Raw genomic sequence first — 21,377 nt, forward strand, 5'->3', positions numbered from 1 at the left:
CGAACCATTTAAAATCAATAGGACGAGGTTCGATGATGATCCCATTTTTTGGCGAACTTCAGGTTGTATTGTATGATAGAAATAAGGATACCAAAAGGGAAGGGTTACGGAGGAAATCAAATGAAAAAATTTTTACGGAAAAAAAAGAAAAACAAAGAATCGATTGAAGATACTGTAATCGAAAACGAAGAAACAAAAGTAGAAGAAACATTGGAGCAAACACCTGAGGAACAAAAGGAATTTGCTTCCTTTTTCGCTGAAACAATGAAAAGACTTCCTCAAAAAACAACCGCAGCTATTTTACGAAATTTTGATTCGTCAAAAAGCAAAGCGGAACAAACATTAGCAAAGAGTAAAACACAATTCGATCGTTTATTTGAAGAATTCTTAAAAGGGGTAGATGAACCCTTACGTAGAAAATGCCATGCAACGATTCATGCGGCCTCTTTGACAGCGGCGATCATCGGTTGTTCACCGATCCCTTTTTCAGATGCTTTTTTACTTGTACCAGTTCAGCTAACGATGATGGGACGTCTCCACAAGTTATTTGGACAATCATGGTCTGAATCATTAGGTAAAAGTGTCTCAAAAGAGTTGATCGTTGTTAGTTTAGGTAGAAGTGCAGTAGGGAATATCATTAAGATCATTCCGGCAGTAGGTACAGTGGCTGGTGCAGCGATCAACGCAACAGTCGCTAGTACGATCACCGAATCATTAGGCTGGATCACAGTAAAAATGTTGAATGATGGCGAAGATATTTTTGATGATGTCATGTCTTTCAAAGGGCAAGTTCAAACACTTTTTACTTTATTGAAACGAAAAAAACAAATGAAATAAGGTTTAATCAGAAATAATCGGATAAAAAAATAAGCATTGACCTCGGAAATAGTTTTGACTATTAAGTAAAGGAAAATGCTTATTTTTTATAAGGATTCTGGCTGGCGCTATTGAATTATTTTTTTGTTAATTTCACGACGACTTCACAACGTGCTGTCTGAGGGAACATGTCGACAGACTGTAGATACTCGACGTGAAATACTTTCGCTAATTGGACGAGGTCCCTTGCTAAAGTCGAAACATTGCAAGAAATATAAACTAATTTTTGCGGTGGGTTTTTTAAAATTGCTTGGATCAACTGCTCATCCAAACCAGTACGTGGCGGATCAACAATGATCCCATCCGGACGAAAGCCTTTATTCAACCACTTTGGTAATAGCTCTTCTGCCGTACCCACTTCATAACGAGTATTCTCATAGCCTAATCGTTGTGCGTTTTTCTGTGCATCTGAAATGGCTTGGGGGATGGTATCCATTCCGCGTACTTCTTTTGCTTTGTTTGCCACACTCAAACCAATTGTCCCAACACCACAATAAGCATCTACGATCGTTTCTTCTGGTTGGATGGCTAAAGCTTTGATTCCCTCACCGTATAAGACTTCTGTTTGTTGAGGATTCAACTGGAAAAAGGCACGAGGTGAAAGATCAAAAGTTACTTCATTGATCCGTTCCTCAATAGCTTCTTTTCCCCAAAGGTGTTTTGTTTCGTCACCCATCACGAGGGAGGTTTTTAAAGGTTGCACGTTTTGCATGATCGAAACGACTTCAGGGAGTTGCTGATTGATCTCACGAATCAGGGCATTTTTTTGTGGGAATTTTTGACTCCTGGTGATAAAGACAACTTGTAGCTCACCTGTCTGTATACCCACTCGAACCATGATCGTGCGGAAAATTCCGCTATCCGCACGTTCATCATAAATCGGTAAATCATATTTATTCAATAAATCGACGACTGTATTCATCACTTTTTGTGTCGCAGGCTCTTGCACTAAACAATCAGTAATTGCCACTAAGTCATGAGAATTGGCTTGATAGAGTCCAGCTTCGATTTTGTCTGTCTGTTTATTTTTTCTCAATTGAAATTGCGCTTTGTTCCGGTAACGCCATGGATCCTCCATTCCAATCGTTGGTAAAAGTGGATACTCACGATAACCGGCGGGTTTGAATTTTTCTAAAGCCTGCAAAAGCAAATCTTTTTTGAAATCGAGTTGTGCATGGTACGCTAAATGTTGCAATTGGCAACCACCACATTCATAGTAGACTGGACATGGAGCAGTCACACGGTCACTACTTGTTTTTTTGACTTTAACGAGTTGTCCTTCGGCATAGCGAGGGGTCGCTTTGGTGATCTTCACTAGGACTTCTTCTTTAGGAAGGGCATACGGAACAAAGACGATCATGCGTTTAAAGTAGCCGATTCCTTCTCCGTTGATCCCTAAACGTTTGATTTTTAATGTGATCGTTTGGCCGTTTTTAACAATTGCTTCTGGCATAGGTATCTCCCTTTTTATCATTATGTGGCTATATTTTAACATATTATAGCGAAAGTTGGGGATTTTCTATGTTATGATAGGAATATATGTTCGAGGAGGGATAGTTTGCTTTCTATTGCAAGAATCAGTAAAGGCAAGGGGCCTTTTTATCAGATCGATCTATCAGATGGCGAAACACTACAAGTATCAGAAGATATTTTAGTACGCTATCGTTTATTAAAAGGACAAGAATTGACAGAAGATAAATTAGCTGAAATCAAAAAAAGTACAGGTTATGATTTTGGTTTACAACAAGCATTAAATTATTTGAGTTACCAATTACGAACGGAAAAAGAAATTCGGATCTATTTAAAAGATAAAGAGATCGGACAAGAAGACCGTCATAAAATCGTTGAAAAACTAAAAGAATTAGGTCTTGTTGACGATTTGACGTTTGGTGAAAGTTACGTCCGAACGAATATGCGTTTGAGTGACAAGGGACCAAAAAAATTAGCACAACAAATGCAACAAAAAGGGCTATCACCAGAAGTGATCGAGCAGTCTTTAAGCCAGTACCCATTTGAAGAGCAAGTAGAAAATGCACGGCAAACAGCGGAAAAGACTTACGAAAAAAATCGTGCCAAAAGTCAAAAGGATCTATTACGGAATATCCAACAGAAATTGATGACAAAAGGATTTACCAATGATGTGATCCAAGAAGCGATGCAAACCTTACCTCAAGAAACTGATCCAGAAGTTGAATATGAGCTTTTAGTACAACAAGGAGAGAAGATCTGGCGTAAGAATAGTCGCTTTGAACCTCAAAAGAGAAAGATGAAAGTAAAGCAGAGTCTCTATCAAAAAGGCTTTGATTTTGAGATGATCCAGCGCTTTATTTTAGAAAAGGAAGAAGAAGCAAGTGAGTAGAGAATGGGAAAACTGGTCCTTAGAAAAAACAAAAGAATTTCAAGAACGTTTTATTGAATGGTATGAGCTTGAAAAGAGAAATCTCCCTTGGCGTTACAATCAAGACCCTTATCGTATTTGGATATCAGAAATCATGTTGCAACAAACCAGAGTCGATACAGTCATTGATTATTTTTATCGCTTTATGGAGTGGTTCCCAACCATCGAAGCGTTGGCGCAAGCACCCGAAGAAAAACTGTTGAAAGCTTGGGAAGGCTTAGGTTACTACTCACGGGCCAGAAATATTCAAGCTGCTGCAAAACAAATCATGGAAGATTTTGACGGAAAGATGCCACGAACACCGGAAGAAATCAGTACATTAAAAGGGATCGGTCCTTATACGACAGGGGCAATCGCAAGTATTGCTTTTGGGCTACCTGAACCAGCGATCGATGGAAATGTCATGCGTGTGGTTAGTCGGCTGTTCTGTATTGAAGAAGATATTGCGAAAGCATCGAGTCGCAAAGTGTTTGATCAAGCCATGCGGAAAATCATTGACGAAGAGCATCCGGGTGAGTTCAATCAAGCATTGATGGATCTTGGCTCAGCAATCTGCACGCCGACCTCGCCTAAATGTGAGGAATGCCCAATCCAAGCATTTTGTTTAGCAAAAGAAAAAGGGATCCAAACCGCCTATCCTGTCAAAACAAAAAAAGCAAAGCCGCGAGATGTTTATTATGTTTGTGCAGCGATTGAAAACGCAGAAGGTGCATTTTATTTTGAACAACGAGATCAACAAAAATTACTGGCTGATATGTGGACATTTCCGATGGTAGAAGTAACGAAAGAGGTATACGAAAAACTAGAAGCAGACTGGCAACCTAAGAACGAAATCAGTTTGTTCGATGAGGTTTTAGTCGCTGAAGAAGGTGCTTCAGTATTGCCTTTTGCTCATGCGGACAAAATCGTATGGCAAAAAAGGCATCTAGGGGAAGTGACGCATATCTTCAGTCATTTGAAATGGCATGTTTTATTGTTTTATGGTCGGTTGCCTAAGACTGAAAAAGACCTATCTGAGACTGGCAAACAGACGCAGTGGCTGATACCAGAAGCATTTGAACAAGTGGTTTTCCCAAAAGTACAAATGAAGCTAGTCGAGCAGTTGGATAAAAATCGAAACAATAGTAATCCTTTCTAGGCAAAGATGATTTTTATTGCTATAATAATTACGATGTCGGTGTAATGAACACCCCAACACAAAGCACAAAATGTTGCTAAGGAAGGATTGCGATGGGAGTTCCAAAAGAAGGAGAGTTTGTAACGATCCAAAGTTATAAACACGACGGCAAATTGCATCGAACGTGGCGCGATACCATGGTATTGAAAACAAGCGAACATTCAATGATCGGTGTCAATGATCATACTCTTGTAACAGAGTCTGATGGACGACGTTGGGTGACGCGAGAACCAGCGATTGTATACTTTCACAAAAAATACTGGTTCAATGTAATAGCAATGATCAGAGAAAAGGGGGTTTCCTATTATTGTAATCTGGCTTCACCTTTTTTATTAGATGATGAAGCATTAAAATATATTGATTATGACTTAGATATCAAGGTTTTTCCTGATGGCGAGAAGCGCTTGTTAGATGTCGATGAATATGAAATGCACAGTCAAATGATGAATTATCCAAGTGATATTGACTTCATTTTAAAAGAAAACGTGAAGATTTTGGTTGACTGGATCAATAATGGAGATGGCCCATTCTCAGAAGGCTATATTGATATTTGGTATGACCGTTACAAGCAATTGTCGCAAAAGTAAACGAAAACAGTAAGTAAGTGAAGGAATCTTCATCTTGCTTACTGTTTTTACTTGGATGCTTCACAAGTTTTTTTTCATGTTGAGATGTTGGATGCCCGCATCTTCGAAGACTTCACCGTAGGCTTGATAATCAAGCTTCTCGTAAAAAGGAATAGCAGTCAGTTGAGCGCCTAATTTTATCGTATCAAATCCTTGTTTTTTAGCAAAAGCCTCTGCTTCTCTTAGCAAGACTTGCCCCAAACCTTGTTGACGGTATTCAGCAAGGATTGCCATACGTTGGACTTTTATCTGGCCATTTTCGAGTGGCAGTAAACGAACAGTACCTTGCGCCTCCTGTGCATCTGTATAAAGGACGAAATGGATACAATGCGCTTCATCCTGATCGATTTCTCTCTCAAAGGGAACACCTTGCTCGACAACGAAGACTTGGTTTCTGATACGTACAGCATCGAGATAGATCGGACTCATCGTATCTTTTGTATGAACTACTTTCATCAAATAGCCACCTTTCTTTTCAGTAGTATACTGTAAAGTGATCGGAATGGAAAGTGCATAAAATAAAATCAAAAATAACAGATTTTTTCAAAAGAATGTTATATACTATCATAAAAAAGGAAAGAAGTGAATTATTTGTTCGATAAGTTAAAACAATCAAAGTTGATGTTCTGGTCATTTGAATTGCTGATTTTAGCAACATTGATCTTAGTCTCCTCGAAAATCAGCTTTGTCTTCCAACCAATCGGGACATTCTTCTCCACATTATTTGCACCAGTTTTGATTGCTGGTTTTTTATATTATATTTTGAATCCAATCGTTGGATTATTGATGAAAACAAAAATGAAACGGATCTGGGCAGTAGCAATTGTACTGTTATTGTTAGTTGCCGCTCTGGTCTGGATCTTGTTAAGTGTCATCCCAAGTTTAGTCCAACAAATATCTTCCTTGGCCTCTAACACGCCGAACTTTATTCGCCAAGTAGAGACTTGGTTAGCAGAAGTTGCACAATGGTCCGTATTCAAAGATGTCGATATCAATAAATATTTTGAACAACTGGATATTTCATATGGCACGATCATCCAACAATTTCTGAGTGGCTTATCTAATAGCTTAGGTTCGATCGTTGGAACGATTGCTTCAGCGACCATCGTTATTATTACCGCGCCGTTTATCTTGTTTTACATGTTGAAAGATGGCGAAAAACTTGTACCGAACATCAAACGTTTCTTTCCAGAAAAACGAAGAGAACAAATCGTCGAGTTGTTAGGACAGTTGAATAAAACGTTAGCTAATTATATTAGTGGCCAAGCAATCGAATGCTTATTCGTTGGTACATTCACCTTTCTAGGTTACTTTGCTCTAGGCGTAGACTATGCCTTCCTTTTCGGAGTAATTGCTGGATTGACCAACCTCATTCCTTATTTAGGCCCATATTTAGGTTTAGCTCCTGCCTTTTTAGTGACAGTATTCAATGATCCATTCAAAGCATTGCTATGTTGTGTAGTCGTTTTGATCGTTCAGCAACTAGATGGAAATATCATTTATCCGAATGTCATTGGTAAATCATTGAAGATCCATCCACTAACGATCATTATCGTTTTACTTGTTGCGGGAAACATTGCCGGTTTACTAGGGATTTTTCTAGGTGTACCTTTTTATGCGATCTGCAAAACAATCATTTCTTATGTCGTCAAGATCGTAAAAGAAGATAAACAAAACGAGAACAAGAAAAAAATCGCGACGACTCTTGAATCTTAATGATCGAATGGCTATTTTTATTGCAAAGAAAATCGCTTTATGATACCATTTTAACGTGGCTACCTTTAGCCACGTTTTTTTCTTTAAAAAAATAAAAATTTAAATGAATAAGGAGAGAATGCGATTATGAATGCTGACCCTGAGAGTCAGTCGCTGTTAGCGCAAATTTTATTATTGATCATTTTGACATTGATCAATGCTTTTTTAGCAGCTTCCGAAATTGCAGTTGTATCGATCAATAAAAATCGGATCGAACAAAAAGCGGAAGAAGGAGATGTTAAATCTAAAAAGCTTTTAAAAATATTGCAGAACCCAAATAACTTCCTATCAACTATCCAAGTAGGAATCACTTTGGTCAATATTTTATCTGGTGCATCTTTAGCTAATACTTTATCCGTAAGATTAGCCCCACTACTAGGTGGCGGTGCCGCAGCAAGAAGTATTGCAAATATTATCGTACTGGCTATTTTGACCTATGTTTCGATTGTTTTTGGAGAATTATACCCGAAAAGGATCGCTTTGAATAAATCAGAAGAGGTAGCGAATTTTACCTCAGGTATGATCCGAATGATCGGTGTCGTAGCGAAACCTTTCGTGTGGCTGTTATCTGCATCTACCAGCTTGCTGGCACGGATAACACCAATGACTTTTGACGATGAAGATTCAAAGATGACCCGCGACGAAATGCGGTATATGCTTGAAAACGAAGGGGTATTGAACAACGAAGAGTTGGAAATGCTTCAAGGTGTCTTTTCCTTAGACACAAAAGTTGCAAGGGAAGTAATGGTTCCTCGAACAGATGCTTTTATGATCGACATTAATGACTCCATTGAAGAAAATGTCAACGAAGTACTATCGGAGAATTACTCAAGGATTCCTGTTTATAATGAAGACAAAGATAAAGTTGTCGGAATCCTTCATACGAAAAATTTATTAAAAGCTGCCCATAAATTTGGGTTCGAAAACTTAGAGATCAAAAAAATCATGCAGGAACCACTTTTTGTTCCAGAAACGATTTTTATTGATGATCTATTGTATGAAATGAAAAAAACACAAAACCAAATGGCGATCCTATTAGATGAATATGGCGGAGTCGTAGGTTTAGTGACCTTGGAAGATCTACTTGAAGAAATCGTTGGAGAAATCGATGATGAATCAGATGAAGTAGAAAATCTCTACGAACAAGTCGGTGACTATGAATACATCATTCAAGGTCGAATGCTGATCGATGAATTCAATGAGGCGTTTGAAAGTAATCTCCACATGAGTGATGTGGATACGATGGCCGGCTACTTGATCACAGCTTTAGGCATGATTCCCGATGAAGGAGAAAAACTTTCATTTGATGTTGAAAACATTACCTTGATTTCTGAAGAAATGGAAGGTTCTAGAGTACTCAAAATTCGTGTGATCTTCCATGATCCAGAAGAAATAGAAGCTGAGCCTGAAGAAGAACGTCGCTATTTCAAAAAAGATTTTGAAGACGACGAACCACGAAGATAAAGCACCTTCGATGATCTTTTAACGAAACGAAGAGCGGATATATTACTTGCTTTCTGAAGTGATGTATCTGTTCTTTTTTTGGAGATATCAAATGAAAAGAAAAAGTAAAACTGTTTCGCTTACTTTTTCAAATTGAATATCCATGCTATACTATTTGAGTTGAAGAAAAGGATAGAGGAACTATCGAATAGTCGAAGGGGTTCTCTTTTATGAAGCAATAGACAAATGAAGAATGGAGTAAATTTATGAACAATCCAGAATTAAAACAGCAAGTGGACAATCGACGCACATTTGCGATCATTTCCCATCCGGATGCGGGAAAAACAACGATCACCGAACAACTGCTTTTATTCGGTGGTGCGATTCGCCAAGCAGGAACGGTCAAAGGAAAGAAAACAGGTAATTTTGCAAAATCTGACTGGATGGAAATCGAAAAACAACGTGGGATTTCTGTTACCAGTTCAGTGATGCAATTTGATTATCACGGAAAAAGAGTCAATATTCTAGACACCCCTGGGCATGAGGACTTTTCAGAAGATACGTATCGTACGTTGATGGCGGTCGATAGTGCGGTCATGGTCATCGATAGCGCAAAAGGGATTGAAGCGCAAACGAAAAAACTTTTCCAAGTAGTCAAAAGAAGAGGAATTCCTATTTTCACCTTCATCAATAAGTTGGACCGAGATGGTCGAGAACCGCTTGATCTATTAGAAGAATTAGAAGAGTTATTAGATATCGAATCTTGCCCAATGAATTGGCCGATCGGTATGGGGAAAGGATTGGAAGGATTATACGATATCCATCATAACCGAGTAGAATTTTATCGTCCTGAGAATTATCAAGATGAACGCTTGGCTCAATTAGATGAAGAGGGTCACTTACCGGAGGATCATCCACTAAGAAATAATTCATTGTACGAGCAAGTATTAGAAGAAGTAGAGCTGTTAAAAGAAGCCGGAGATTCCTTTAATGAAGAAAAAATTGCACGTGGGGAGCAGACGCCAGTATTTTTCGGTTCAGCTTTAACTAATTTTGGTGTTCAGACATTTTTAGAAACATTCGTTGATTTGGCGCCATCTCCTTATGGACATAAAACACGTGAAGAGCAAGTAGTCAGCCCGTATGAACAAGAGTTTTCTGGTTTTGTCTTTAAGATCCAAGCCAATATGAATCCAGCTCACCGAGATCGTATTGCATTTGTACGAATCTGTTCAGGTACATTTGAACGTGGAATGGACGTCTCATTAGAGCGGACGAACAAAAAATTGAAATTGAGTAATGTCACGCAGTTTATGGCAGATGCCAGAGAAAACGTTGAAAATGCTGTGGCAGGAGATATCATTGGTGTGTATGACACTGGAAATTATCAAATCGGTGACACATTATATGAAGGAAAACTAAAAGTAGCTTATGAAGAGTTACCTTCATTTACCCCTGAGCTTTTCATGAAAGTAACGGCTAAAAATGTGATGAAACAAAAATCATTCCACAAAGGAATCAATCAATTGGTACAAGAAGGTGCCATCCAATTATATAAAACCTATGTGACCGAAGAATACATCATCGGGGCAGTTGGACAATTGCAATTTGAAGTTTTCCAATATCGGATGTTGAACGAATACAATGCAGAAGTGATCATGTCGCCGATGGGGAACAAGATTGCCCGTTGGATCGAACCGGAAGATCTGGATGAGAAAATGAGTTCAAGCCGTAATATCTTAGCGAGAGATCGCTTTGATCAACCGCTATTCTTATTTGAGAATCAGTTTGCAGAGCGTTGGTTTGCTGACAAATATCCAAACGTAAAATTAAAAAGTTTGATGTAATCAGTGATTCCCATTAACTGTACAGTTGTTTCCTTTTAAAATAAAAACTTAAAAATATTCATTTAGTATATAAATTAAAACGAACACACGACGATTCATATTTTCAGTGAATTGTCGTGTGTTTTTGTTGGATTTTAACGTTTTTTTGTTTATTTTGAAAAAATCAATTAAAAACAAATAAAAAAATAGATTAGAATATTTTTGCGTACATATATATAAAATAAGCAAAGAAAGTAGGGATCAAATGGAAACAGAAATCGAAAAAAAACAGCGTATTGAAAGAAAAAAAGCAAAAATGCGTCGAGTATGTCAAATGTTGGATATTGAGAACTGGGAAAAAAATGAACGGATCGTCAATGAAATCCGCTCGATCATCCAAGCGGATCGACCTGTAAAGGGGAGGGAAGTTGGAAATAGTAAAAAGAAAAAAAGGGAATGCCAAGTGCCTTCGACAAAACCCTTTTGATTCATGATTTATTTTTTTCTACATAGCAATTGGTGCATTTAAATTTCTTTTTGGAATAGAGATTTCTACTAAGCCCGGTAACTCGATCACTTGGATGTCTTCAGGATGGTACAAAGCGTCATGGATTTTTTTTAAGAAGTAGTGTTGGATTTCTTCAATTTCCTTTGGTTGGATATTGCGGTTTTCATTCATCAGGACGATTTCATTGTGCTCAGGAGCTTCTGTGTAAATAACAGTTGTATTTCCTGCGGTATACACCTTGACCATATGTGCATCTGTATTTTCTAATTGGTTCAAAACTAATCGTGAATGGCTGTTTGTTACATTAACTAGTTTCATGGCGCTCACCTCTCTTATGTATTTAAGAAATAACTTATATTAAGTATAATTTTTTTTTAGTAAAATGAACAGCATTTTGTCTTCTTAAAAATAAACGAATAAGAAAAAAATTGTTACTTTCTTTTCCAAAAATAAAATCAAAAGCGGAGAGTGGCAAACTCTCCGCTCCATTTTTTCTACCATTTGAGTGTGAAATTATTCTGTCGGTTCATTGTTTGCTTCTTTGACTAAACGTTCAGGTTTAGAAGTAATGACGATTTTGTCGTCTTTATCTAATTTTGCTTTAAGATCTGAGATCGTTGGATGATCAAGATAGAATTCGGCAATGCCGTCTTCGATTTGTTCTTGGATCGTCCGACGTAATGGTCGGGCACCCATTGCTGGATCGTAACCAAGATCAACCAGCTTTTCTTTGACATTTGTAGGAACGTCCACATGTAATTGTTGAGCCGCCAATAGTTGGTTGACATCATCAAGCATAAGAGTCACGATCATCATCAAGTTTTCTTTTGATAAAGCACTGAACTCAATGATTCCATCAAAACGATTCAAGAATTCTGGTGTGAAGTAGTTGTTCAATTGATTCAAGACAGAACGAGTCACACCTTCACGAGCAGCACCAAAGCCAACATTGGCTTCTACTTTTCCAGTTCCTGCATTACTTGTCATGATGATGATTGTATCTTTGAAGCTGACCGTACGACCTTGCGCATCGGTTAAACGTCCATCATCTAAGATTTGTAGGAACATGTGCAAGACATCTGGATGTGCTTTTTCTACTTCATCAAGCAGAACCAAACTATACGGATTTCGACGTACTTTTTCAGTCAATTGACCAGCTTCTTCATAGCCGACATAGCCTGGAGGGGAACCAATCAATTTTGCGACACTGTGTTTTTCCATGTATTCTGACATATCGAAACGGATCATCGATTCTTCAGATCCAAATAATTCATAGGCTAGTTGCTTCGCTAATTCTGTTTTACCAACACCAGTAGGACCAACAAATAAGAAAGAACCAATTGGACGGTTTTTCTTGCTTAAACCAACTCGATTACGACGAATGGCTTTGGCTACCCGATCAACCGCATCGTTTTGCCCGATCACATGTTTTTTCAAGTCGTCCGCTAAGTTTTTCAATTGAGTTTGTTCTTTTTCTTTCAGTTCACCAACTGGGATGCCTGTACGTTGTTCAACGATTTTTTCCATATCCTTTTCAGAGATTACTGGGATTTCTTCTTCTGAAAGTTGGCGTTCTTGCATTTTTTTCAATTTATTGATTTGATCGCGATAATAAGCTGCTTTTTCGAAATCTTCTTCTTTAGAAGCCAACAACTTTTGTTCTTCCGCTTCTTCCAATTTCTTTTCGATCATTTTTGGATCAACGATTTGGATCGTTAAATTTTTCTTAGATCCTGTTTCATCCAGTAAATCAATGGCTTTATCCGGTAAAAAACGATCTTGGATATAGCGATTGGACAATCTAGCCGCAGCTTCGATCGCAGCATCTGTGTATTTGACATGATGGTAGTCTTCATAGCGCTTTTGCAATCCTTTTAAAATACTGATCGTTTCATCTACAGAAGGTTCATCGACACGAACAGGTTGCATGCGGCGCTCTAACGCAGCATCTTTTTCAATGATCCGGTATTCATTCAATGTCGTTGCTCCAACCATTTGTAATTCACCACGAGCTAACGCAGGTTTTAATATGTTTCCGGCATCCATGTTACCATCACCAGCTGAACCAGCCCCAACGATTTCATGAACTTCATCTATAAATAAAATAACGTTTTCTGCTTGTCTGATTTCTTCGATCAGTTTTTGCATCCGTTCTTCAAATTGTCCTCTGATTCCTGTGCCTTGGACAAGTGAAACAACATCTAAGCGAATCACTTCTTTATCTAGTAATTTTTGTGGTACATCGCCATCAACGATTTTTTGAGCGAGTCCTTCAACCACAGCCGTTTTACCGACACCTGGTTCTCCGATCAATACAGGGTTGTTCTTTGTGCGGCGATTCAAGATTTCGATCACGCGCTTGATTTCATCATCTCGACCGATGACTGGATCGATTTCACCTTGGCGTGCTTCTTCTGTAATATTGATACCGTATTCGCCTAAAAGACCATCTGAAGCGAGTCCTTGTGGTGGTTGTCCACCATTGAAGTTGTTGTTCCCACCAAATTGAGTAGGGGGGGTTTGTTCGTAATTTCCTTGTTGTTGCATTTGACGAGACATCGAACGAAACAGATCGTCCAGACTACCAAAGCCAAATGGATCATTTTGGGCCATACTTGTTAGACCTCCATTTTGCTGATTTTTAATTTTTTGGTAACAGCTCTGACAATAGTCAAGTTGTGTACGTTGGCCATTGACAGTCGCATACAAGTGAATCGTTGCTTCATTTTTTCCACAGTTTTGACAAAGCATAAAACATTCACGTCCTTTCAAACATTGGTCATTAAGTCTATTTTACATCGCGCCTATCTTTGGGTAAAAGAATAACACTCGATCAACAAAACTTGTAAAAGTCATACCTCGTTGACCATTACTGACCATTTAATTTTATTATACTAATTTTTTGAATTGACGCAAGCAATTGATTCTTTTGTTCAGACAATGTGACAAAACATTTGGGTAAGAACCTTAAGTTGTCGACAAATTTGTAGGGGATAAAGCTGAAATTTCATGAATCGTTCAATTACTCGACAAACATGATTGGTCAATCGATTTATGAGATATAAAAAAACATGGAATTTATTAAAACAGGAATAATCATCACTATGCATGAAACAGTTCTACAGAATAGTTTATTGGATTTTCTCTCAATTTAAATGAAAACTGTTGTATCTAAGGAAAAAAAATGGTAATCTTTACAGATGAAAGGGTTCATCTGATTAGTTCTATCATGGATTGCTAAAAAAGAAAACCCTCACATAAAAACAACACTCACTTAAAGGAGACCGATTAATATGGAAAAGAAAGAATTTCACGTAGTAGCAGAAACTGGGATCCACGCACGTCCAGCTACACTATTAGTACAAACAGCAAGCAAATTTAACTCTGATGTAAACTTAGAGTATAAAGGTAAATCAGTAAACTTAAAATCTATCATGGGCGTTATGTCTTTAGGTGTAGGTCAAGGTTCTGACGTTACTATCACTGCTGAAGGTGCTGACGAAGCTGACGCTATGGCAGCTATCGTTGAAACAATGAAGAAAGAAGGCTTATCTGAATAATGGTTGAAATGCTAAAAGGGATCGCCGCTAGTGACGGAGTAGCCGTTGCAAAAGCTTACCTGCTAGTTCAACCGGATTTATCATTCAGTAAGACGACAGTTGAGGATACTTCAGCTGAAGAAGCTCGCTTAGATGATGCTTTAGCAAAATCAACTGAAGAATTACAACAAATTCGTGAAAAAGCAGCGCAAAGCTTAGGTGAAGCAGAAGCGCAAGTATTTGACGCACATTTAATGGTTCTTTCAGATCCTGAAATGATAGGTCAAATCAAACAAAACATCAAAGATAACAGTGTAAATGCTGAATCAGCTCTTAAAGAAGTAACGGATATGTATATCGGTATGTTCGAAGCAATGGAAGATAATGCTTACATGCAAGAACGTGCAGCAGATATTCGTGACGTTGCAAAACGTATTTTAGCACATCTATTAGGTGTGACTTTACCAAACCCTTCAATGATCAATGAAGAAGTTGTTGTCGTGGCGCATGATTTGACGCCAAGTGACACTGCTCAATTAGATCGTAACTTCGTAAAAGCTTTTGTAACAGATATCGGTGGACGTACATCGCATTCTGCAATCATGGCTCGTTCTCTTGAAATTCCAGCAATCGTTGGAACAAAGGAAATCACTGCGAAGGTCAAAGAAGGCGTAATGTTAGCTGTTAATGGGATCGAAGGCGATGTAGTCATTGAACCAACAGCAGAACAAAAAGCCGAATTTGAAAAAATCGGCGCAGATTATGCTGCACAAAAAGCAGAATGGGAAAAACTGAAACATGCTGAGACAGTGACTGCCGATGGCAAACACTTTGAATTAGCAGCCAACATTGGTACACCTAAAGATTTAGTTGGTGTACACAACAATGGTGGTGAAGCAGTTGGACTTTATCGTACTGAATTCCTTTATATGGATTCACCAGATTTTCCTACTGAAGAAGACCAATACGTTGCTTACAAAGCAGTATTGGAAGGAATGGAAGGAAAACCTGTCGTTGTTCGTACAATGGATATCGGTGGAGATAAAGAATTACCATACTTGCAATTGCCGCATGAAATGAATCCTTTCTTAGGATACCGTGCATTACGTATTAGCTTGTCAGAACAAGGTGACGATATGTTCCGTACGCAAATGCGTGCGTTATTACGTGCCTCTGTACATGGAAACTTGCGTATCATGTTCCCAATGGTTGCTACACTAAAAGAATTCCGTGGTGCAAAAGCAATCTTTGAAGAAGAAAAACAAAAATTAGTAAATGAAGGCATTGAAGTCTCTGATTCGATCCAAGTAGGGATTATGATCGAGATTCCAGCTGCAGCCGTTATTGCGGACAAATTTGCTAAAGAAGTAGACTTCTTCTCAGTAGGAACAAACGACTTGATCCAATACACAATGGCAGCTGACCGTATGAACGAACGTGTTTCTTACTTGTATCAACCATACAACCCATCAATTCTACGTTTGATCAAAAACGTCATTGATGCAGCACATGCTGAAGGTAAATGGGCTGGTATGTGTGGAGAAATGGCCGGCGATCAAATGGCTGTTCCTTTACTAGTAGGTATGGGATTAGATGAGTTCTCAATGAGTGCAACATCGATCTTAAAAACACGTAGCTTGATGAAACGTTTAGATACAAGCAAAATGGCTGAACTAGCGGATCGTGCCCTAAACGAGTGCGACACAATGGAAGAAGTCGTAGAACTTGTGAATGAATATCTAGCTTGATTTTTGGAACAGGCACAGTATTTTGCTGTGCCTGTTTTTTTGTCTTCTTGCAATAATAAATAAAATTCTGTCCAAACTTACAAGTTTGTTGGGAAAAAATCGGACTTAAGGTTGAGTGACAGCTTTCACGCTGTGTTATAATATAAGAGTGAGGGGGAACGTAGATGAAGGTATTATTATATTTTGAAAGTGAGAAGATACTTTCTAAGTCCGGCATTGGTCGTGCACTTGATCATCAAAAGCGTGCGCTTAAAGATGTAGGGATCTCCTATACTTTAGATAGTAAGGAAGACTATGATATTTTGCACATCAATACATATGGTATCAATAGTCACAACATGGTCAACAAAGCGCGTAAAAATGGTAAAAAAATAATTTATCATGCGCATTCAACGGAGGAGGATTTTCGTAATTCCTTTATCGGTTCGAATCAATTAGCACCATTTGTAAAAAAATATTTAGTCGGATTGTATGAAAAGGCAGATTACTTGATTACACCAACCCCATATTCAAAAAAATTATTGCAAAGTTATGGCATTGATTTACCTATTCAATCGATTTCCAATGGGATCGATTTGGAAAAGTACCAACCAGACTCTGTCAAAGAACAAAAATTCAGGGAGTATTTCAATCTTTCACCTGATCAAAAAGTGATTATTTGTGTAGGACTGTTCTTTGCAAGAAAAGGAATCATTGATTTTGTTGAAATAGCCAAACAATTACCGGAATATACATTCATCTGGTTTGGTCATGTGCCGATGTATTCGATCCCAAGTAATATCCGAAAAATCGTGAAAGAAGATCATCCCGATAATGTCATTTTTCCAGGCTATATTCGAGGAGAGATCATCGAAGGAGCTTACTCAGGAGCGGATTTGTTCTTTTTCCCTTCTTATGAAGAAACGGAAGGTATTGTCGTACTGGAAGCTTTAGCAAGTAAACAAAATGTGTTAGTACGTGATATTCCAGTCTATGATGGTTGGCTTGAAGATCAAAAAAATTGTTATATGGGGCGAAACAATGAAGAGTTTTCACAACTCATTCAAAAAATCATTCAACATGAAGTACCTAGTTTAGTTGAATCTGGCTATCAAACGGCTGAAGAACGAAGTATCAAAAGAATTGGTGAACAACTTCAATCCGTTTATCAACAAGTGCTAAAGGCATCCGATTCTTCAGATGAACAAATGCAAGAATCAAAATAAAGGTAGTTTGGAGGCGAAAAAAGATGAAAATCGGCTTTTTTACCGATACCTATTTTCCACAGGTAAGTGGTGTAGCTACATCGATCAAGACATTAAAAGAAGAACTCGAAAAAATGGGACATGACGTGTATATATTTACGACAACAGATCCCAATGCAGACAAGTTAGAAAAAGATGTAATTCGTATGCCAAGTGTTCCTTTTGTATCATTTAAAGAACGTCGAGTAGTGGTACGAGGAATGTGGTACGCCTATTTAGTGGCAAAAGAATTAGAGTTAGATCTTATCCATACGCACACTGAGTTTGGAGCGGGTGTTCTTGGCAAGATGGTCGCAAAAAAATTAAAGATCCCATCGATTCATACGTATCACACGATGTATGAAGATTACCTGCATTATATTGCAAAAGGGAAAGTGATTCGACAATCCCATGTCAAATACTTATCTCGTCTATTTGTGAACCATACGACAGGTGTGGTTTGCCCAAGTGAGCGTGTGATCGAAACACTGCGAAGCTATGGGGTGACAGCGCCATTACGAGTGATACCAACAGGAATCGATATCGAAAAATTCAAACGTCCAGAAATTACACAAGAACAAATCAACGAATTACGTACCTCATTAGGAGTTAAAGAAAACGGCTTGATGATTTTATCTTTAAGTCGAATCTCTTACGAAAAAAATATCCAAGCGTTGATCCAAGGGTTTCCAGAAGTCATCAAACACTATCCAGATGCACGACTAGTCATAGTCGGAAACGGACCTTATGTTGAGCAACTAAAAGAACTGATCACGTCGCTGGATTTAGCTGATGCGGTTCAATTTACTGGGGAAGTCGATAACAATGACGTCGCGTTCTATTATCGTGCGGCTGATTATTTTGTGTGTGCTTCGACATCAGAAACACAAGGATTGACGTATACAGAAGCAATGGCGGCTGGTACACCATGTGTAGTTGAAGGAAATGATTATTTGAATCGTTTATTTGATCATGCTTCCCTTGGCCGAACATTTGAACGAGATGAAGACTTTGCACCTGCACTTATTGATTATATTGAAAGCAAAGTTGAAAAAGATCCAGAAGTGTTTGAAAAGAAACTTTACGAGATCTCAGCTACTCATTTTGGTCAATCAATGATCGAATTTTATGAAGATATGCTTGTGTATTACAAAGAAGAGATGCGTAAAAAAGAAGAAGAAGCATCCATCGAACGGATTAAAATTAAATTAAATTCTTTCAAAAGATAAAAAAACAGTGAATAATCCTAAAAAAATCCTTGTTTCTAGCGTATACTAGCATAGAAACAAGGATTTTATCGTTTAGGAGGGCAAAAGATGAAAATTGGTTTTATCGGTACAGGAGTTATGGGAAGCGCGATTGTTCGTCATTTACAAAAAGCTGGCCACGAACTGACTGTTTATAATCGTACGAAAGCAAAAGCTGCGCCACTTATGGAAGAAGGGGCAGTATGGGCAGATAGTCCACAAGAAGTAGCTGAGATGAGCCAAGTTATCTTTACAATGGTTGGCTATCCTCAAGATGTGGAAGAAATCTATTATGGTGAGAAAGGCATTTTCCAAGCAGCTATAAATGGAAAAACAGTCATAGATTTATCGACAAGTACGCCAACACTTGCTGAAAAAATTGCAGCAAGCGCACAAGAGCTTGGAGCGGATGCCTTAGATGCCCCTGTATCAGGAGGCGATCTAGGTGCAAAAAATGGCACCTTAACGATCATGGTGGGTGGAAAAGAGAATGTCTACGAGCAAGTATTACCACTATTTCGTGAGTTTGGAACAACATTTACATTACATGGTTCAGCTGGAAAAGGACAACATACAAAAATGGCAAACCAGATCATGATTGCCGGAACAATGACTGGTATGACAGAGATGCTTGTTTATGCACAGAAAGCTGACTTAGACTTAGAAAAATTGATTGCCACGCTTTCAGGCGGTAGTGCGGCAAACTGGTCATTAAGTAATTATGCACCTCGTATTTTACAAGAGAACTATACACCAGGATTTTTTGTCAAACATTTTATCAAAGATTTGAAGATTGCTTTAGCCGAAGCAGAAAAAGTAGGGTTGGACTTACCAGCGACCAAAGAAGCCCGAAAGCTGTATGAGAAGTTAGCAGAAAAGGGTTTTGAGAACGATGGAATACAAGCATTGATCAAGCTTTGGTGGGAAGATGGCAGACAGCCGAAAAAAAAATCCTAAAAAACTAGTTTTTTTGGAGAAAATCAATGCAAGTCGACGATGCTTTTGATACAATATAACAGAACTAAGAAAAGGAGGACCTCCGATGGCACATTCACAATTAGTCGCAATCATTAAACGACTGGAGGCTATGGTCGAATCAGCAGACAATGAGCTGCAAGTTCGTCGTTTTGAAAAAGAGGGCGTAGAAAAATGCACCGTAACTTATGATAAAGCGACAGAAACATTTGAACTAACTGAAACAGACACACATCAACAATACGAATTCGACAATATCGATATCGTTGCGATGGAGATCTATGATTTGATTCAATAAGATTTCGAGCTAGCTAAAAGAGCCTGGGATTCAACCAATGCGTTGGATTCCAGACTCTTTTTTTGTTTCCTGTTCGTCTTTTGCCAGTTTACGTTGGTAGCTGATCAAGATTTGAACAGGATCGATTTCTTCTTGAGACAGTTGTCGCTTGAGTGACAACCTGTTGTCTTTTTCATAATAGAAATGAGGCGCTTGTCCAGGTTCTGTGATCGTTGTATCAGCCACTTGTCCGTAGGAAACCAAGAAATGCTTGATCTTGGTCTCATCGTTAGCTAACGGCATGCTCAATGTGATTCTCGGTGTTCGCAAAAATTTTTTTTGTTCTTGTATCCGACCAGTAAAGTACGTGATCAATTCGATATCTCGTTGCAGAATAGCCGCCTTCTCAAAATTAAGCTGGTTAACAAAATGTAATTGTCGTTTTTTTAAATAGCCTAACAATTTCTTGTTTCTTCCTTGCAATAGACCTTGGATCTCTTTCTTTTTTTGATCAAAGCTCAATGCCTTCATTTCAGGAAGTTGAACTTGTAACGCCAAATGACTGATTTCAGAAAGCCAAGGCATTTGATAGTTTTCTTCGATGATTCGAAGGATACTAGGCATTTTTTTATAAAGACGAAAAGGGCCATAAGTTCTTGCGGTAGGAATATTCGTGAGAAAAAGACCATCGGATTGAATATGTAAATAGTTATAGTTGTCAAAATAATTCATCCGACGATTGTAGATAGGACGATAGTGTTGGATCAATTGACACTCTAATAATAAGGCATCTAGTTCAGTATCAACGACAACAATCTCAAAATCTGCAATCGAACGAACTAAGCGCAAGACTTTTTTCGAGTGTTGTTTATTTTGATGAAAATACGTACTTACGCGATTTTTTAAATTTTTAGCTTTCCCCACATAAATAATTTTTCCATCGCTGTTTTTCATCAAGTAAACACCAGGTAATAAAGGCAGGTTTTTTAATTTCTCTTTTAAGTGCATAAGCGCTCCCCTAATTGAATTTGAACTAAAAAGATTATAACAGATTTAAAAAAATGAACAATAAAAGGGATTATATTTTATAAATAAATTATAGAGATACTTTGATAATCAAAATATTTTTTTATTCTTTTATTTTTAATTTTTAGAGGTTGAAAGGTTGATATTAAAGCATTTTGTCATAAATTTAAAATTAAAAAAAATTAATAATGCAAAAAAATCTAGTTAAAAGGTTGCATTTTGAAAAAAGTTAAGATATAGTTTGAACATCAAAAGATTTGATAATCAAACTAATTTTAGTGGATGGTGGAACATGGAACCTGATTTTAATACAGTAAATGATTATCTCGTTAGTGTCTTCAATGATATTTTGACGATCGAAGAATCCGAATTAAAAAAGTCACAATTCAAAGATCTGTCGATTACAGAGATGCATACGATCGAGGCAATCGGTATGTACAAGAAAAAGACAACTTCAGAAGTAGCCAAAGAACTGTCGATTACTGTTGGGACCTTGACCACTGCTATCAACAAGTTAGTTAGGAAAGGCTACGTTGAGCGTATCCGTAGTGAAGACGACCGACGAGTGGTGAAGCTGGGGTTGACCAAAAAAGGTAAGTTACTTTACCGCGTGCATCAGCATTTCCATCGTGAAATGGTCAAAAACATTATGGATGGTATGGCTACCGACGAACAACAAGCTTTGCTGTCTGCATTGAAAAACTTGCATGATTTCTTGCGAGATTACAAGTGA

The 21,377-nt window shown here is 38.0% G+C and carries 20 protein-coding genes; 15 read left to right on the top strand and 5 right to left on the bottom strand.

Annotation, left to right across the window (positions count from 1 at the left end):
* The first annotated feature begins 120 nt into the window (after positions 1-120).
* Positions 121-837, top strand: coding sequence for a YcjF family protein (locus HZ311_RS12570; protein ID WP_010735897.1), 717 nt, complete (start codon positions 121-123; stop codon positions 835-837).
* A 115-nt stretch (positions 838-952) separates the two neighbouring features.
* On the opposite strand, the gene rlmD is transcribed toward HZ311_RS12570, so the two are convergent.
* Entirely contained in the window at positions 953-2,329 is a 1,377-nt protein-coding gene (gene rlmD / locus HZ311_RS12575) for a 23S rRNA (uracil(1939)-C(5))-methyltransferase RlmD (RefSeq protein ID WP_010735896.1), read from the bottom strand.
* A gap of 105 nt (positions 2,330-2,434) precedes the next feature.
* Here rlmD and recX point away from each other — a divergent pair, with 105 nt between their 5' ends.
* From recX to ntdP, 3 genes are all read left to right on the top strand, one after another.
* Positions 2,435-3,235: a recombination regulator RecX gene (recX, locus tag HZ311_RS12580; protein ID WP_010735895.1), complete on the top strand. Its 801-nt coding sequence runs from the start codon at positions 2,435-2,437 to the stop codon at positions 3,233-3,235.
* Complete coding sequence (mutY, locus tag HZ311_RS12585; RefSeq protein WP_010735894.1) at positions 3,228-4,412, top strand: A/G-specific adenine glycosylase; 1,185 nt, start codon at positions 3,228-3,230, stop codon at positions 4,410-4,412. Before recX ends, mutY begins: the two co-directional genes overlap by 8 nt.
* Positions 4,413-4,504: 92 nt before the next feature.
* A complete protein-coding gene (ntdP, locus tag HZ311_RS12590) occupies positions 4,505-5,038 on the top strand; it encodes a nucleoside tri-diphosphate phosphatase (protein ID WP_010735893.1) in 534 nt (177 codons plus the stop codon).
* A 60-nt stretch (positions 5,039-5,098) separates the two neighbouring features.
* Here the strand turns inward: ntdP and HZ311_RS12595 are convergent, their stop codons facing one another.
* Positions 5,099-5,533 carry a GNAT family N-acetyltransferase gene (locus HZ311_RS12595; protein WP_023519399.1) on the bottom strand — a complete coding sequence of 145 codons (435 nt, stop codon included), beginning with the start codon at positions 5,531-5,533 and terminating at the stop codon, positions 5,099-5,101.
* 135 nt (positions 5,534-5,668) lie between these two features.
* On the opposite strand from HZ311_RS12595, the gene HZ311_RS12600 reads away from it, so the two are divergent.
* The 4 genes from HZ311_RS12600 (at position 5,669) to HZ311_RS12615 (ending at position 10,588) form a co-directional block, all read left to right on the top strand.
* Positions 5,669-6,793: an AI-2E family transporter gene (locus HZ311_RS12600; protein ID WP_023519400.1), complete on the top strand. Its 1,125-nt coding sequence runs from the start codon at positions 5,669-5,671 to the stop codon at positions 6,791-6,793.
* Positions 6,794-6,919: 126 nt separating this feature from the next.
* Positions 6,920-8,296 (top strand): hemolysin family protein, encoded by a 1,377-nt coding sequence (locus HZ311_RS12605; RefSeq protein ID WP_010735890.1) that lies wholly within the window; start codon positions 6,920-6,922, stop codon positions 8,294-8,296.
* Positions 8,297-8,541: 245 nt separating this feature from the next.
* Entirely contained in the window at positions 8,542-10,122 is a 1,581-nt protein-coding gene (locus tag HZ311_RS12610) for a peptide chain release factor 3 (RefSeq protein ID WP_010735889.1), read from the top strand.
* A 244-nt stretch (positions 10,123-10,366) separates the two neighbouring features.
* Positions 10,367-10,588 (top strand): hypothetical protein, encoded by a 222-nt coding sequence (locus HZ311_RS12615; RefSeq protein WP_010735888.1) that lies wholly within the window; start codon positions 10,367-10,369, stop codon positions 10,586-10,588.
* An 18-nt stretch (positions 10,589-10,606) separates the two neighbouring features.
* Here HZ311_RS12615 and HZ311_RS12620 read toward each other — a convergent pair whose 3' ends face one another.
* Complete coding sequence (locus HZ311_RS12620; protein ID WP_023519401.1) at positions 10,607-10,927, bottom strand: DUF1827 family protein; 321 nt, start codon at positions 10,925-10,927, stop codon at positions 10,607-10,609.
* A 195-nt stretch (positions 10,928-11,122) separates the two neighbouring features.
* Positions 11,123-13,360, bottom strand: coding sequence for an ATP-dependent Clp protease ATP-binding subunit (locus HZ311_RS12625; protein ID WP_137072107.1), 2,238 nt, complete (start codon positions 13,358-13,360; stop codon positions 11,123-11,125).
* 542 nt (positions 13,361-13,902) lie between these two features.
* Between HZ311_RS12625 and HZ311_RS12630 the strand changes: the two genes are divergently transcribed.
* The 6 genes from HZ311_RS12630 to HZ311_RS12655 all read left to right on the top strand — a co-directional run bounded on the left by HZ311_RS12630 (position 13,903) and on the right by HZ311_RS12655 (position 19,639).
* The gene (locus HZ311_RS12630) at positions 13,903-14,169 is read left to right on the top strand and encodes a phosphocarrier protein HPr (protein WP_002287602.1); all 267 of its coding nucleotides are present in this window, start codon (positions 13,903-13,905) and stop codon (positions 14,167-14,169) included.
* Entirely contained in the window at positions 14,169-15,896 is a 1,728-nt protein-coding gene (ptsP, locus tag HZ311_RS12635) for a phosphoenolpyruvate--protein phosphotransferase (protein WP_019723966.1), read from the top strand. The genes HZ311_RS12630 and ptsP overlap by 1 nt, the downstream gene beginning before the upstream one ends.
* 164 nt (positions 15,897-16,060) lie before the next feature.
* Positions 16,061-17,101 carry an LTA glycolipid anchor biosynthesis glycosyltransferase, IagA/BgsA family gene (locus tag HZ311_RS12640; RefSeq protein ID WP_137072109.1) on the top strand — a complete coding sequence of 347 codons (1,041 nt, stop codon included), beginning with the start codon at positions 16,061-16,063 and terminating at the stop codon, positions 17,099-17,101.
* A 23-nt stretch (positions 17,102-17,124) separates the two neighbouring features.
* Entirely contained in the window at positions 17,125-18,348 is a 1,224-nt protein-coding gene (locus HZ311_RS12645; protein WP_010735883.1) for a glycosyltransferase family 4 protein, read from the top strand.
* Between the two features lie 87 nt (positions 18,349-18,435).
* A complete protein-coding gene (locus HZ311_RS12650; protein ID WP_178946733.1) occupies positions 18,436-19,323 on the top strand; it encodes an NAD(P)-dependent oxidoreductase in 888 nt (295 codons plus the stop codon).
* An 85-nt stretch (positions 19,324-19,408) separates the two neighbouring features.
* Positions 19,409-19,639: a YkuJ family protein gene (locus HZ311_RS12655; RefSeq protein WP_010735881.1), complete on the top strand. Its 231-nt coding sequence runs from the start codon at positions 19,409-19,411 to the stop codon at positions 19,637-19,639.
* Between the two features lie 30 nt (positions 19,640-19,669).
* Here the strand turns inward: HZ311_RS12655 and HZ311_RS12660 are convergent, their stop codons facing one another.
* Entirely contained in the window at positions 19,670-20,626 is a 957-nt protein-coding gene (locus HZ311_RS12660; RefSeq protein WP_023519407.1) for a GIY-YIG nuclease family protein, read from the bottom strand.
* Between the two features lie 310 nt (positions 20,627-20,936).
* On the opposite strand from HZ311_RS12660, the gene fabT reads away from it, so the two are divergent.
* Positions 20,937-21,377 carry a fatty acid biosynthesis transcriptional regulator FabT gene (gene fabT / locus HZ311_RS12665; RefSeq protein ID WP_010735879.1) on the top strand — a complete coding sequence of 147 codons (441 nt, stop codon included), beginning with the start codon at positions 20,937-20,939 and terminating at the stop codon, positions 21,375-21,377.

This window comes from Enterococcus mundtii (genome assembly GCF_013394305.1).
In the GTDB taxonomy this organism is placed as follows: domain Bacteria; phylum Bacillota; class Bacilli; order Lactobacillales; family Enterococcaceae; genus Enterococcus_B; species Enterococcus_B pernyi.

Excerpts from the sequence above, each read along its gene's own strand:
- HZ311_RS12570 (WP_010735897.1), top strand. The coding sequence starts at position 121 with ATGAAAAAATTTTTACGGAAAAAAAAGAAAAACAAAGAATCGATTGAA.
- rlmD (WP_010735896.1), bottom strand. The coding sequence starts at position 2,329 with ATGCCAGAAGCAATTGTTAAAAACGGCCAAACGATCACATTAAAAATC.
- ntdP (WP_010735893.1), top strand. The coding sequence starts at position 4,505 with ATGGGAGTTCCAAAAGAAGGAGAGTTTGTAACGATCCAAAGTTATAAA.
- HZ311_RS12595 (WP_023519399.1), bottom strand. The coding sequence starts at position 5,533 with ATGAAAGTAGTTCATACAAAAGATACGATGAGTCCGATCTATCTCGAT.
- HZ311_RS12605 (WP_010735890.1), top strand. The coding sequence starts at position 6,920 with ATGAATGCTGACCCTGAGAGTCAGTCGCTGTTAGCGCAAATTTTATTA.
- HZ311_RS12610 (WP_010735889.1), top strand. The coding sequence starts at position 8,542 with ATGAACAATCCAGAATTAAAACAGCAAGTGGACAATCGACGCACATTT.
- HZ311_RS12615 (WP_010735888.1), top strand. The coding sequence starts at position 10,367 with ATGGAAACAGAAATCGAAAAAAAACAGCGTATTGAAAGAAAAAAAGCA.
- HZ311_RS12620 (WP_023519401.1), bottom strand. The coding sequence starts at position 10,927 with ATGAAACTAGTTAATGTAACAAACAGCCATTCACGATTAGTTTTGAAC.
- HZ311_RS12625 (WP_137072107.1), bottom strand. The coding sequence starts at position 13,360 with ATGCTTTGTCAAAACTGTGGAAAAAATGAAGCAACGATTCACTTGTAT.
- HZ311_RS12630 (WP_002287602.1), top strand. The coding sequence starts at position 13,903 with ATGGAAAAGAAAGAATTTCACGTAGTAGCAGAAACTGGGATCCACGCA.
- ptsP (WP_019723966.1), top strand. The coding sequence starts at position 14,169 with ATGGTTGAAATGCTAAAAGGGATCGCCGCTAGTGACGGAGTAGCCGTT.
- HZ311_RS12640 (WP_137072109.1), top strand. The coding sequence starts at position 16,061 with ATGAAGGTATTATTATATTTTGAAAGTGAGAAGATACTTTCTAAGTCC.
- HZ311_RS12645 (WP_010735883.1), top strand. The coding sequence starts at position 17,125 with ATGAAAATCGGCTTTTTTACCGATACCTATTTTCCACAGGTAAGTGGT.
- HZ311_RS12650 (WP_178946733.1), top strand. The coding sequence starts at position 18,436 with ATGAAAATTGGTTTTATCGGTACAGGAGTTATGGGAAGCGCGATTGTT.
- HZ311_RS12655 (WP_010735881.1), top strand. The coding sequence starts at position 19,409 with ATGGCACATTCACAATTAGTCGCAATCATTAAACGACTGGAGGCTATG.
- HZ311_RS12660 (WP_023519407.1), bottom strand. The coding sequence starts at position 20,626 with ATGCACTTAAAAGAGAAATTAAAAAACCTGCCTTTATTACCTGGTGTT.
- fabT (WP_010735879.1), top strand. The coding sequence starts at position 20,937 with ATGGAACCTGATTTTAATACAGTAAATGATTATCTCGTTAGTGTCTTC.